Annotated in this window: 12 protein-coding genes; 5 read left to right on the forward strand and 7 right to left on the reverse strand. The window is 70.7% G+C overall.

What is annotated here, in order from left to right; translation table 11 throughout:
• Positions 1–264: 264 nt before the first annotated feature.
• A complete protein-coding gene (locus EAO72_RS31515) occupies positions 265–1,941 on the reverse strand; it encodes a fumarate hydratase (RefSeq protein WP_148020485.1) in 1,677 nt (558 codons plus the stop codon).
• A 230-nt stretch (positions 1,942–2,171) separates the two neighbouring features.
• Here EAO72_RS31515 and EAO72_RS31520 point away from each other — a divergent pair, with 230 nt between their 5' ends.
• Together EAO72_RS31520 and EAO72_RS31525 are read left to right on the forward strand one after the other, a co-directional pair.
• On the forward strand, positions 2,172–2,837 hold the full coding sequence (locus tag EAO72_RS31520) for a DUF1707 SHOCT-like domain-containing protein (protein WP_148020486.1): 666 nt from the start codon (positions 2,172–2,174) through the stop codon (positions 2,835–2,837).
• A gap of 196 nt (positions 2,838–3,033) precedes the next feature.
• The gene (locus EAO72_RS31525; RefSeq protein WP_148020487.1) at positions 3,034–3,405 is read left to right on the forward strand and encodes a WhiB family transcriptional regulator; all 372 of its coding nucleotides are present in this window, start codon (positions 3,034–3,036) and stop codon (positions 3,403–3,405) included.
• Positions 3,406–3,585: 180 nt separating this feature from the next.
• Here the strand turns inward: EAO72_RS31525 and glpX are convergent, their stop codons facing one another.
• The gene (gene glpX / locus EAO72_RS31530) at positions 3,586–4,617 is read right to left on the reverse strand and encodes a class II fructose-bisphosphatase (RefSeq protein WP_148020488.1); all 1,032 of its coding nucleotides are present in this window, start codon (positions 4,615–4,617) and stop codon (positions 3,586–3,588) included.
• 283 nt (positions 4,618–4,900) lie between these two features.
• On the opposite strand from glpX, the gene EAO72_RS31535 reads away from it, so the two are divergent.
• On the forward strand, positions 4,901–5,419 hold the full coding sequence (locus tag EAO72_RS31535) for a DUF4245 domain-containing protein (protein ID WP_148020489.1): 519 nt from the start codon (positions 4,901–4,903) through the stop codon (positions 5,417–5,419).
• A gap of 139 nt (positions 5,420–5,558) precedes the next feature.
• Here EAO72_RS31535 and EAO72_RS31540 read toward each other — a convergent pair whose 3' ends face one another.
• From EAO72_RS31540 to EAO72_RS31555, 4 genes are all read right to left on the reverse strand, one after another.
• On the reverse strand, positions 5,559–6,149 hold the full coding sequence (locus tag EAO72_RS31540) for a malonic semialdehyde reductase (protein WP_148020490.1): 591 nt from the start codon (positions 6,147–6,149) through the stop codon (positions 5,559–5,561).
• 149 nt (positions 6,150–6,298) lie between these two features.
• Positions 6,299–6,565 carry an exodeoxyribonuclease VII small subunit gene (locus tag EAO72_RS31545; RefSeq protein ID WP_148020491.1) on the reverse strand — a complete coding sequence of 89 codons (267 nt, stop codon included), beginning with the start codon at positions 6,563–6,565 and terminating at the stop codon, positions 6,299–6,301.
• Between the two features lie 62 nt (positions 6,566–6,627).
• Positions 6,628–7,839 carry an exodeoxyribonuclease VII large subunit gene (gene xseA / locus EAO72_RS31550; RefSeq protein ID WP_148020492.1) on the reverse strand — a complete coding sequence of 404 codons (1,212 nt, stop codon included), beginning with the start codon at positions 7,837–7,839 and terminating at the stop codon, positions 6,628–6,630.
• Positions 7,840–7,920: 81 nt separating this feature from the next.
• Positions 7,921–9,291: an APC family permease gene (locus EAO72_RS31555; protein ID WP_148020493.1), complete on the reverse strand. Its 1,371-nt coding sequence runs from the start codon at positions 9,289–9,291 to the stop codon at positions 7,921–7,923.
• A 117-nt stretch (positions 9,292–9,408) separates the two neighbouring features.
• On the opposite strand from EAO72_RS31555, the gene EAO72_RS31560 reads away from it, so the two are divergent.
• Entirely contained in the window at positions 9,409–10,398 is a 990-nt protein-coding gene (locus EAO72_RS31560) for a 4-hydroxy-3-methylbut-2-enyl diphosphate reductase (protein ID WP_148020494.1), read from the forward strand.
• Between the two features lie 86 nt (positions 10,399–10,484).
• Positions 10,485–11,222: a polyphosphate--glucose phosphotransferase gene (gene ppgK / locus EAO72_RS31565; protein ID WP_148020495.1), complete on the forward strand. Its 738-nt coding sequence runs from the start codon at positions 10,485–10,487 to the stop codon at positions 11,220–11,222.
• 59 nt (positions 11,223–11,281) lie between these two features.
• Here the strand turns inward: ppgK and EAO72_RS31570 are convergent, their stop codons facing one another.
• On the reverse strand, positions 11,282–11,959 hold the full coding sequence (locus tag EAO72_RS31570) for a DUF6542 domain-containing protein (protein WP_410090518.1): 678 nt from the start codon (positions 11,957–11,959) through the stop codon (positions 11,282–11,284).
• Between the last annotated feature and the right edge of the window lie 255 nt (positions 11,960–12,214).

Below are 12,214 nucleotides of genomic sequence, written 5' to 3' on the forward strand. Positions count from 1 at the left end.
GTGGTGCGGTGGCGCGGATCGGGCACGCGGACCGGGCACGCGGTGCGGTGGTACGGGCCGGGCCGGGCGGAGGGGACACGCGGACCGGGCACGCGGTGCGGTGGTACGGGCCGGGCACGCGGACGGGGAAGGCGGACCGGCTGCGCGGTGCGGTGAGATGGACCGGCCATGCGGCCCGTGCCCCGCCGTCGGTGCCTCGCTCAACGCCGAGGGGCGCCCCGGCCATGGCCGGGGCGCCCCTCGATGGTGCGGGTGCGGGGTCGGTCAGCCGAGGCCGGGACCGCGCACCGGAATGCTGGTGAACGTCGGGGCGGGGGCCGGCTCGGTGAAGAAGTCGTTGCCCTTGTCGTCGACGACGACGAACGCCGGGAAGTCCTCGACCTCGATCTTCCAGACCGCCTCCATGCCGAGCTCCTCGTACTCGACGACCTCGACCTTCTTGATGCAGTCCTGCGCGAGACGGGCCGCCGGACCGCCGATCGAGCCGAGGTAGAAGCCGCCGTGCGCGTCGCACGCGTCGGTGACCTGCCTGGACCGGTTGCCCTTGGCCAGCATCACCTTGGAGCCGCCCGCCGCCTGGAACTGCGCGACGTAGCTGTCCATCCTGCCTGCCGTCGTCGGGCCGAAGGAACCGGAGGCATAACCCTCGGGCGTCTTCGCAGGACCCGCGTAGTACACGGGGTGGTCCTTCAGGTACTGCGGCATCTCCTCGCCCGCGTCCAGCCGCTCCTTGATCTTGGCGTGGGCGATGTCGCGCGCCACGACCAGCGGGCCGGTCAGCGAGAGCCGCGTCTTGACCGGGTACTTCGTCAGCTCGGCGAGGATGTCGTCCATCGGCCGGTTGAGGTCGATCTTCACGACGTCACCGGACTCGTCCAGGTGCTCGTCGGTGGTGTCGGGGAGGAAGCGCGCCGGGTCCTTCTCCAGCTGCTCCAGGAAGACGCCCTCGGCGGTGATCTTCGCGGTCGCCTGGCGGTCGGCCGAGCAGGACACGGCGATGGCGACGGGCAGCGAGGCGCCGTGCCGGGGAAGGCGGACCACCCGCACGTCGTGGCAGAAGTACTTGCCGCCGAACTGCGCCCCGATGCCGATCTTCTGCGTCAGCTCGAAGACCTTCTCCTCCAGTTCCTTGTCACGGAAGCCGTGACCGGTGGGGGAGCCCTCGGCGGGCAGCTCGTCCAGGTAGTGCGCGGAGGCGTACTTCGCGGTCTTGAGCGCGAACTCGGCCGACGTACCGCCGACGACGATCGCCAGGTGGTACGGCGGGCAGGCCGCCGTACCCAGCGAACGGATCTTCTCCTCCAGGAACTTCATCATGGAGGCCTCGTTGAGGACCGCCTTCGTCTCCTGGAAGAGGAACGACTTGTTGGCCGAGCCGCCGCCCTTGGCCATGAAGAGGAACTTGTACGCGCCGCCGTCGGTCGCGTACAGCTCGATCTGCGCGGGGAGGTTCGAGCCGGTGTTCTTCTCGTCCCACATGTTCAGCGGGGCCATCTGCGAGTAGCGCAGGTTGAGCTTGGTGTACGCGTCGAAGATGCCGTGCGACAGGGCCTCCTCGTCACCGCCCGAGGTCAGCACGTTCTGTCCGCGCTTGCCCATGACGATCGCGGTGCCGGTGTCCTGGCACATCGGCAGGACACCCGCGGCGGCGATGTTCGCGTTCTTCAGCAGGTCGAGCGCGACGAACTTGTCGTTGGACGAGGCCTCGGGGTCGTCCACGATCCGCCGCAGCTGCGCCAGGTGCGCCGGCCGCAGATAGTGGGAGATGTCGTGCATGGCCTCGGCGGCCAGGGTGCGCAGCGCCTCCGGCTCGACCTTGAGGAACGTCCGTCCGTCGGCCTCGAAGGTGGACACACCCTCGGCGGTGACCAGGCGGTACGGCGTGGTGTCCTCTCCCAGGGGGAGCAGATCGGAGTACGCAAACTCTGGCATTACGGCCATTCCTCACTCGGCAGACAGCGGCTGACCTCCCTTGGGCAGCGCACCCACCAGGGTAGGACCCCGCGGAGGTGGCGGGTCTGTGAGGTAGGGCTCATCGCGATTCCGGCCCCGGGGTGCTTCTTCGCTCTGTGGGGCGCATCTTCGCTCCGCCGGACCGGATCGCGACATACGCCGGGCGCGCCCGGCCCGCCCCCTAGTCGCGATCTATCGCGTTTGGGTACGCTGGGCCGGTGGACCTCGAAAAGCACCCCCAGCAGCCCACCGCGCGGGCGGAACCCGACGTCATCCGCGCCTCCGACGCGGACCGCGACCGGATCGCCGACATCCTGCGTGAGGCGATGGCCGAGGGCCGGCTGACCGCCGACGAGCATGCCGAGCGGGTCGACTCCGTCTACCGCGCGAAGACCGTCGGGGAACTCGAACCACTGGTACGGGACCTGCCGGCGCCGGGCGGCACTCCCAGGCCCGTCGGCGCCTCGCACGCCCTCGCCCCCGAGGTGCCCACGGGGCCCGCCGACAACCTGGTCGCGATCTTCAGCAGTGCCAGCCGCAAGGGCCGTTGGCGGGTCGGCGGGCGCACGAACGCGTTCTCGCTGTTCGGCAGTGTGGAAATCGATCTGACCGAGGCCCTTTTCGGACAGCGGCTCACGGTGATCAATGCGACTTCCATCTTCGGAAGCGTGGACATCAGGGTTCCCGAGAACATCTCGCTGCGTGGAAGCGGGACGGGGATTTTCGGCAGTTTCGAAGTCACCACGCTGGAATCGGCGGATCCCGAGGCACCCGTGGTGGTCGTCAACGGATATTCGGTGTTCGGCGGCGTCGAGGCGAAGCCCAAGCGGGGCAAGTTCATTGCTGACCTGCAGGCGAGGCTGCGTAAACACCTCGGCCACTGACGACGGCGCGACACGCGACGGCGCGTAAGGGCGTGTGGGGGTGCGTCGTTGCGCGGGGGCGGATTCCGGGCGGAAATATGCTCGACCGCAATTCCGTGGACCGGAACTGAGTGCCACTCAGTGCATAGGCGCGCGCACAGCGGGTAGGGAGTGCTGCATCGCCTCTTGCTCGCGAAGCCGTCGTCAGGAGTGGACCGTGCTGCAACTGCCGCATCAGCCCCTGCAGGTCGCTGCCGTCCCTCCCCAGCGGACCCCCGCTCGGGAGGACCAGGCAGGCCCCTGGCATGCGGAGGCGGTGTGCCGCCGGGATGAAGCCGGGCTGTTCTTCGCCCCGTCGAAGGAGCCGACTGCTGCCCGACTCTCGCGCGAGGAGTCCGCGAAGCGGGTCTGCGCGCGTTGCCCCGTGATGATCGAATGCCGCGAACACGCCCTGGTGCAACCGGAGCCGTACGGGGTGTGGGGCGGCCTCACGGCTGCCGAACGCCGTGTGGCGCTCGCCCGCCGCAGGCGGCGCGAGGCGGAGCTCAAGGCGTCCGGCGCCACCGGCCGCATCGCCGCGGCCGGCTGACGGAAAGACCGGAACGTCTCCGTACCTGCGCCTGTAGCTGTGCTCGTACCCGCGCCTGCGCCCGTACTTGTACGTGCGGCTGGATCCGTGCCCGTACTCGTCGCGCTCTTCGTATCCACTGACGCGAAGAGGCGCCCCCACCGCACATGGGGGGCGCCTCTTCGTGGGGACGTACCTACGTCACTTCGCGCGGTCGAAGTCGATCGCGCTGTAGGCACGCAGCTTCGACAGCCGGTGCGTGGAGTCGATCTTCCGGATGGTGCCCGACTTGGAGCGCATGACGATCGACTCGGTCGTCGCCGTCTCCGCGCGGTAGCGCACGCCCCGCATCAGCTCGCCGTCCGTGATGCCGGTGGCCACGAAGAACACGTTGTCGCCGCTGACGAGGTCGTCCGTGGACAGCACCCGGTCCAGGTCGTGTCCGGCGTCCAGGGCGCGCTGCCGTTCGGCCTCGTCCTTCGGCCAGAGCTTGCCCTGGATGACACCGCCGAGGCACTTTATGGCGCAGGCCGAGATGATGCCCTCGGGCGTGCCGCCGATCCCCATCAGCAGGTCGACGCCGGTGCCCTCGCGGGCGGCCATGATCGAGCCCGCGACGTCGCCGTCGGAGATGAACTTGATCCGGGCGCCGGTCTCCCGGATCTCCCGGACGATGCCCTCGTGGCGGGGGCGGTCCAGGATGACGACGGTGACGTCCTCGGGCATGGAGTTCTTCGCCTTCGCGACCCGGCGGATGTTCACCGAGACGGGGGCGTTGATGTCGACGAAGTCGGCGGCCTCGGGACCCGTGACCAGCTTGTCCATGTAGAAGACGGCGGACGGGTCGAACATCGCGCCCCGGTCCGCGGCGGCCAGCACGGCGATCGCGTTCGGCATGCCCTTGGCGTTCAGGGTGGTGCCGTCGATCGGGTCGACGGCGATGTCGACCTCGGGGCCGGTACCGTCGCCGACGCGCTCGCCGTTGAACAGCATGGGGGCCTCGTCCTTCTCGCCCTCACCGATGACGACGATGCCGTTCATCGAGACGGTGGAGACGAGGGTCCGCATGGCCTTCACGGCGGCACCGTCGGCGCCGATCTTGTCCCCGCGGCCGACCCAGCGCCCGGCGGCCATGGCGGCGGCCTCGGTGACCCGGACGAGCTCCAGGGCGAGGTTGCGGTCGGGGGCCTCCGGGGAGACCTCCAGCTGGGACGGCAGATGATGCTCGGACATCGGAGCGCACCTTTCTGTACGACGACGACCGGATGAGGGTGATGTGACTCTATCGTCAGGTCGATAAAATGAGCAGACCGGGTCACGAATGAGCGGCCCCTCTCGGTCGGGTGGCCGATCCGGTCCCTGGGCCGAGCTCCCGCTCCGTCTCCGATCCGAGTTGATCCGAGTTCTGCTCGTCTCCGGTCCGAGCTCTGCTCCGCCCTTCGATTCGGCCGCGCTCCGTCTCCCGATATCCGGTCCCGGGCTTCGGTGCCGCCGGGGCTGATGCGACGATGGACGCGTGGCAAGCAAGCGAGGCAAGCAGACAGTGCGGGACATGTTCCTGTCGTTGGCGGTGATCTCCGCGGTGGCGGGCGTCGCCTACATCTTCGTTCCGCATGACGACAAGGCCGATCCGGTCAAGGCGGTCGACTACCGGGTCGAGCTTCTGACCGCGCGGCGCGCGGCCCCGTATCCGGTGGTGGCCCCGAGCGGTCTGGCGCAGGACTGGAAGCCCACCTCGGTCGGTTACGACCGTGCGGCGGGCAACAGCTGGCACCTGGGCTTCCTGGACCCGGACGGCAAGTACGTCGCGGTGGAGCAGTCCACGGCCGCTGCGGAGAAGTACGTCTCCGAGGTCAGCCAGAAGGCGAAGGACACCGGCCGCACGCAGCAGGTGGCGGGGGAGACCTGGCAGCACTGGGAGGGCCCGAAGTACGACGCCCTCGTGCGTCAGGACAAGGGCGCGACCACGGTCGTGACCGGATCCGCCTCGGCGGAGCGGCTGACGGAGATGGCGGCGTCGCTCAAGACGTCCTGACGCCTGCGCATCGGCGTACGGGTGTTTCGCGTACGGGTGTTTCGCGTACGGGGATTTCGCGTACGGGCATGAGGAAGGCCCCGGAGTACATGCTCCGGGGCCTTCCTCATGCTCATGTGCCCGCGTGGGGCGGCGTGGCTCAGACGGTCTTGACGACCTCGTCGAACGCCAGGCGCGGCAGACGCGGGAACCAGGCGTCCTCGCCCGGCTTGCCGATGTTGACGACCATCAGCACGTTGTGGTCGCCGTCGAGGAACTCCTTCTCGATCCCGGCGGCGTCGTAGCCCGTCATCGGGCCCGCGGCCAGGCCGGCGGCGCGGACGCCGATGATGAAGTAGGCGGCCTGCAGGGCGCCGTTCAGCGTGGCGGCCGACTCACGGACCGGGCGCTCGGAGAAGAACATGTCCTTGGCCTGCGGGAAGTGCGGCAGCAGGGCCGGGAGCTCCTCGTGGAACTCGTTGTCCGTGGCCAGGATCGCGACCAGCGGGGCGGTCGAGGTCTTCGGCTGGTTGCCCTCGGCCATGTGCGGGACCAGACGGGCGCGGGCCTCGTCCGAACGGACCAGGACGACGCGCAGCGGCGACTGGTTGAACGCGGTCGGGCCGTACTTGACCAGGTCGTAGATCGCCTGGACCTGCTCGTCGGTCACCGGCTCGTCGGTGAAGGTGTTGGCGGTGCGGGCCTCACGGAAGAGGAGGTCCTGGGCGGCGGGGTCAAGAACGAGGGACATCTGGCGTATTACCTTCCGGACGTACACGGGGGATCAAGCAACGCTGATCACGGTACGGGAGAGGTAGGTTAACTTTCAACTAAAACGGGAGGGGAGTGACCGACCCCACAAGACGCACACCTTGCGCCGTTCCGCCCGGCCTGTGTTCCTCAGCCCGCGTCGGCCGCCGCGTCCCCGGCGTCCTGCCCCGGGGCGGCCGGTCCCGCCAGCGCCGCGTCGAGACGGGCGCGGGCGCCCTCCAGCCAGTGCCGGCACACCTTCGCCAGCTCCTCGCCGCGCTCCCACAGCGCGAGGGAGTCCTCCAGCGAGGTTCCGCCCGCCTCCAGCCGGCGCACCACCTCGATCAGCTCGTCGCGCGCCTGCTCGTAACCGAGCGTGCCCGTCGCCGCAGCCGTCGTCGTCCCGTCGTCCGTCATGTGATCCACCCTATGCGTCGGCATGTCCGTTCCCTGTGGCCGCGGCCCGGGGCCGCGGCCGCTCACCCGTCGACCCGCACCGTGAACTCGCCGCCCGACACCCGGGCCCGCAGCGCGTCCCCGGCGGTGCCCGCGTCGGCCGGGTCCCGGACCACGTGCCCGTCCGCCCGCTGGAGCACCGCGTAGCCACGCTCCAGCGTGGCCGCGGGCGACAGCGCGAGGACGCGGGCGCGGGTGTGGGCGAGCTCCGAGTCCGCGCGGTCCAGCAGATGGCCCAGCACCCGCCGGCCCCGCCCGATCAGCGCGTCGACCTCCGAGGCGCGCTCGTCCACCATCCGCTGCGGGCGCTCCATGGAGGGCCGCCCCAGCGCATGCGCCAGGCCCCGCTCCTCCCGGTCGAGCAGCCCCCGTACGGTCCGCAGCGCCCGGTCCCGCAGCTGCTGCACCCGGTCCAGCTCCTCGCCCACATCGGGCACGATCTTCTTCGCCGCGTCCGTGGGCGTGGAGGCCCGCACGTCGGCGACCAGGTCGAGCAGCGGCGAGTCGGGCTCGTGCCCGATCGCCGAGACGACCGGGGTCCGGCACGCGGCGACCGTACGGATCAGCTCCTCGTCGGAGAACGGCAGCAGATCCTCCACGCTGCCCCCGCCACGTGCCACGACGATCACGTCGACCTCGTCGAGGGCGTCGAGCTCCTTGACCGCCTGGACCACCTGGTTCACCGCGTGCACACCCTGCACCGCGGTGTTGCGCACCTCGAAGCGGACGGCGGGCCAGCGGCGGCGCGCGTTCTCCAGCACATCGCGCTCGGCCGCCGACGCGCGTCCGCAGACCAGCCCGATCAGCTGCGGCAGGAAGGGCAGCGGCCTCTTGCGGTCGAGAGCGAAGAGGCCCTCCGAGGCCAGGGACTTCTTGAGCTGCTCCAGCCGGACCAGCAGCTCACCGATGCCGACCGGCCGTATCTCCGTGGCCCGCAGCGAGAGCTGGCCGCGGGGCGCGTACCACTCGGGCTTCGCGAGGACGACGACCCGCGCGCCCTCCGTCACCACGTCCGCGATGCGGTCGAAGACCTGCCGGAAGCACGTCACGCTCACCGAGATGTCGTGGGAGGGATCGCGCAGGGTCAGGAACACGACTCCGGCACCCGGCCGCCGCGACAGCTGCGTGATCTGTCCCTCGACCCAGACCGCGCCGAGCCGGTCGATCCAGCCGCCGATCAGCCGCGACACGTCACCGACGGGCAGCGGAGCTTCGGGGGAAGTCTGTAGAGCCATGCGAGCGAGCGTATCCGCCGGCACCGACACCGCGGGCGGGTCCGCGCCGCCCTCAGCCCCCGAGGACCGGCGCTCGCCGTCTCATGTCACCACTCTCCGCCCCCGCTGCGCCGCGAGCACCACCAACCCCACCGCCAGCCAGCACGCGCCCACCACCTGGGCGCTCGTCGTCGCCTCCACGATCACCGCGATCAGCACCCCGGCCCCCACCACCGGGACCAGGACATGGCGCCACCAGCTCGGCGGCCCCTCCATCCGCCGCACCGCGAACCAGCCGACCACCGACGCGTGGAGCAGGACGAACGCGGTCAGCGCCCCCACGTCCACCACCGACACCAGATGGTCCAGGCCGTCGTCCCGCCGGGCCGCCCACACCGCCGCCACCATCGTGACGACCGCCGCGATCAGGATCGCGATCCTCGGCACCCCCGAACCCGGATCGACCTTGGACAGCAGCGCGGGCAGCCGGCGCTCCCGGGCCATCGCGAACAGCAGCCGCCCCGCCGCCGCCTGCCCGGCCAGCGCCGCGAAGGCCGCCCCGATCGCCTTGCTGACCGCCACCAGATCGTGCAGCCAGGTCCCGACCGCGGAGTCCACCGTGTCGTAGAACGCCGAGCCCTGCGCCACCGGATCGGCAGCCAGCTCCGCCGACGTCATCGGCTCCAGCAGCGCGGCCAGATACGCCTGCGCCACGAACAGCACCCCCGCCAGCACCAGGCAGAACAGGACCGCCCGCGCCACCTTCGCCGACCCGCCCGTCACCTCCTCCGCGAACGAGGCGATGGCGTCGAAGCCCAGATACGAGAGCACCGCCACCGACACCGCGCCCAGCACCGCCGTCGCGGAGAAACCCGAATCCCCGGTGAGCGGCGACAGCCAGCCGCGCTGCGCCCCGTCCCGTACGAGCACCACCACCGCGGACACCAGGAACACCAGCAGCACCACGATCTCCATCGCGAGCACCGCGAAGCCGACCCGGGCCGCCGCCCGTACGCCCCAGAGGTTGAGCAGCGTGGTGAGGACCACCGCCAAGGCGGTCCACACCCACCGCGACACCTCGGGCACCAGCGAGTTCATCGCGATCCCGGAGAAGAGATAGGCGACCGCGGGGATCAGCAGGTAGTCCAGCATCGCCATCCACCCGGCGATGAACCCTGGACCTTCACCGAGCCCCTTGCGGGCGTAGGCGAAGACGGAACCCGCCAGTGGGGCGACCCGCACCATCTGCGCGTAACTGAAGGCGGTGAACGCCATCACGACGGTCGCGGCGATGTACACCAGCGCCACGGCACCGTCGGATTTCGCGTCGAGGGTGCCGAAGACGCCGACGGGGGCCATCGGGGCGATGAAGAGCAGCCCGTAGACCACCAGGTCCCGGAAGCCGAGCGTCCGACGGAGCCTCACCTGCTCCGTCGAACCGCCGGTGCCGGTTTCCGTGCCGCTGCCGGCCATGAGCCCTCCGTCGTTCGCGTCATCGGTCGCGTGATGATCAGTCTCCCGACCCCGCCGCCCCCGCGCCTGTTCGGTACGGCCTAACGGCTCCCCGGGTCAGCGAAGGAGGCCGTTACGATGGGACGCATGACTGCTCCGACACCCCGCCGCGTCCTGCTCGCCGCTCCCCGTGGCTACTGCGCCGGCGTGGACCGTGCCGTGATCGCCGTGGAGAAGGCCCTGGAGCAGTACGGCTCCCCGGTCTACGTACGCCACGAGATCGTCCACAACAAGTACGTCGTGCAGACCCTGGAGAAGAAGGGCGCGATCTTCGTCGAGGAGACCGCCGAGGTCCCCGAGGGCTCCATCGTCATGTTCTCCGCCCACGGTGTCGCGCCGACCGTGCACGAGGAGGCGGCCGAGCGGAAGCTCGCCACGATCGACGCGACCTGCCCGCTCGTCACCAAGGTCCACAAGGAAGCCGTCCGTTTCGCGCAGGACGACTTCGACATCCTCCTGATCGGTCACGAGGGCCACGAGGAGGTCATCGGCACCTCCGGCGAGGCCCCCGAGCACATCACCCTGGTGGACGGCCCCGAGGACGTCGCGAACGTGGAGGTGCGCGACCCGTCCAGGGTCGTCTGGCTCTCCCAGACCACGCTCTCGGTCGACGAGACGATGGAGACCGTCGGTGCGCTCAAGGAGAAGTTCCCGCTCCTGATCTCGCCGCCCAGCGACGACATCTGCTACGCCACGCAGAACCGCCAGATCGCGGTGAAGCAGATGGGCGCGGACGCCGACCTGGTGATCGTCGTCGGCTCGAAGAACTCCTCGAACTCGGTCCGCCTGGTCGAGGTCGCGCTCGGCGCGGGTGCGGGTGCCTCGTACCTCGTCGACGCCGCCGACGAGATCGACGAGGCCTGGCTGGAGGGCGTCTCCACGGTCGGTGTCACCTCCGGCGCGTCCGTGCCCGAGGTACTGGTCGACGGCGTTCTGGCCTGGCTGTCCGAGCGGGGCTTCGAGGACGTGGAGATCGTGAAGGCGGCCGAGGAGTCGATCGTGTTCTCGCTGCCCAAGGAGCTCCGCCGCGACCTGCGCGCGGAGGCGGCGGCCCTGTCCGCGGAATAGCACCCGGCGCCCCGCCCGGGGCCCGCTCTCATCCGGTTTCCCGTTCCAGGAAGTGGGCGGGGCCCGGTGCCCGTACCGTGGATCACATGGAGATCTTCGGCGTGGACATCGGCGGATCCGGGATCAAGGGTGCTCCCGTGGACCTGGACCGCGGAGACCTGGCGCAGGAGCGCCACAAAGTGCTCACCCCGCACCCGGCCACTCCCGAGGACGTGGCCGGGTGCGTGGCCGAGGTCGTCGGCCACTTCGACTGGCAGGGCCCGGTGGGCATCACCTTCCCGGGCGTCGTCACCAGCGGCCTCACCCGGACCGCGGCCAATGTCGACAAGGGCTGGATCGACCTGGACGCCCGCACCCTGCTCGGCGACAAGCTCGGCCTCCCGGTCACCGTCCTGAACGACGCGGACGCGGCCGGCATCGCCGAGATGACCTTCGGTGCGGGCCGTGGCCGCAAGGGCACGGTCATCGTGCTGACCTTCGGTACGGGGATCGGCAGCGCGCTCTTCATCGACGGCAGGCTCGTGCCCAACACCGAGCTCGGCCATCTGGAGCTGCACGGCCACGATGCGGAGAAGCACGCCTCCACCAAGGCCAAGGAGGACGGCGACCTGAGCTGGCACCACTGGGCGCACCGGGTGCAGAAGTACCTGGCCCACGTGGAGATGCTGTTCTCGCCCGAGCTGTTCATCATCGGCGGCGGTGTCAGCCGCAAGGCGGACAAGTTCCTGCCGCTCGTCGAGCACGTGCGGGCCGAGATGGTGCCCGCGGAGCTGCAGAACAACGCGGGCATCGTGGGCGCGGCGATGGCGGCCGCAGGCCGCTGAGGCCTGGGGGCTGTCGCGCCCTGACGGTGGCGGCGGGCCGCTGAGCGGTCCGGCAGGCGCTATCGCCGGGACGGGCGCCGAGGCGTCCGGCCGGGTGCACGCGCCGCGGGCGAAGGCTGCCCGGCAGGCCGCGCGGTCTGCGCGGCCAGCAGCATCCGCCGCTGCCGGGCCCGCATCAGGCGGACCTTGCGTACGGTCGCGATGAGCCCGGCGACGAGCGTGCCGCCGTACAGCCAGCCGGCGTGGACGGCGAGGGCGGTGACGACGGCCATGGTCTGCCCGCCGAAGCCGCCCGTGCCGCCGGAGATCGGGATGATGCCGACGGCGAACGCGATCGGCACACTGATCGGCGCGGTCACCAGGTCGGCGGGCCGTACCCAGAGCGCGGTCAGCGCGCTGACCGGCAGGAACAGCACACCGAACACGGCCGACGAGCCGTCGAACAGCAGCCAGTCCAGGCAGCCGACGACGAACATGACGGCGGAGGCGAAGAGCCCGGCGCCGATTCCGGTCAGCCGGGGATTGGGCAGCCGCCGCAGGGCGAGCACGGCAGGCGCCACCGGGCGACCCCGGCCGGCCGGGGTGCTCATCACCCGGTAGGCGGTCGCGCCGTCGCCGACGGCTCCTTCGGCTCCCTTGGCCCCTTTGACTTCCTTGACTCCCTTGGTCCCGAGCGGGGACAGCGGGGCCGGCCGGGTCTGCCTGCGCTGCGGGGGACGTGTCCTGTGCTGCTCCACCGGGATAACGTAGGTCGCCGGGCGGGCGGAAGCGGGTGCGGGACACGCGCTTTGGGCGACCTTGGCGATGAGTTCGATGCCACACGGCCCAACGGGAACCGATTCGGCCCCCGATTCCGGCCCGGCCCCGCTGTCCCCGCTCGGGACCAAGGGAGTCAAGGAAGTCAAAGGGGCCAAGGGAGCCGAAGGAGCCGTCGGCGACGGCGCGACCGCCTACCGGGTGATGAGCACCCCGGCCGGCCGGGGTCGCCCGGT

This window comes from Streptomyces sp. OR43, assembly GCF_008042275.1.
In the GTDB taxonomy this organism is placed as follows: Bacteria; Actinomycetota; Actinomycetes; order Streptomycetales; family Streptomycetaceae; genus Streptomyces.

Coding starts and splice junctions, on each gene's coding strand:
- EAO72_RS31515 (WP_148020485.1), bottom strand. CDS start 1,941: ATGGCCGTAATGCCAGAGTTTGCGTACTCCGATCTGCTCCCCCTGGGA.
- glpX (WP_148020488.1), bottom strand. CDS start 4,617: ATGTCCGAGCATCATCTGCCGTCCCAGCTGGAGGTCTCCCCGGAGGCC.
- EAO72_RS31540 (WP_148020490.1), bottom strand. CDS start 6,149: ATGTCCCTCGTTCTTGACCCCGCCGCCCAGGACCTCCTCTTCCGTGAG.
- EAO72_RS31545 (WP_148020491.1), bottom strand. CDS start 6,565: ATGACGGACGACGGGACGACGACGGCTGCGGCGACGGGCACGCTCGGT.
- xseA (WP_148020492.1), bottom strand. CDS start 7,839: ATGGCTCTACAGACTTCCCCCGAAGCTCCGCTGCCCGTCGGTGACGTG.
- EAO72_RS31555 (WP_148020493.1), bottom strand. CDS start 9,291: ATGGCCGGCAGCGGCACGGAAACCGGCACCGGCGGTTCGACGGAGCAG.
- EAO72_RS31560 (WP_148020494.1), top strand. CDS start 9,409: ATGGGACGCATGACTGCTCCGACACCCCGCCGCGTCCTGCTCGCCGCT.
- ppgK (WP_148020495.1), top strand. CDS start 10,485: ATGGAGATCTTCGGCGTGGACATCGGCGGATCCGGGATCAAGGGTGCT.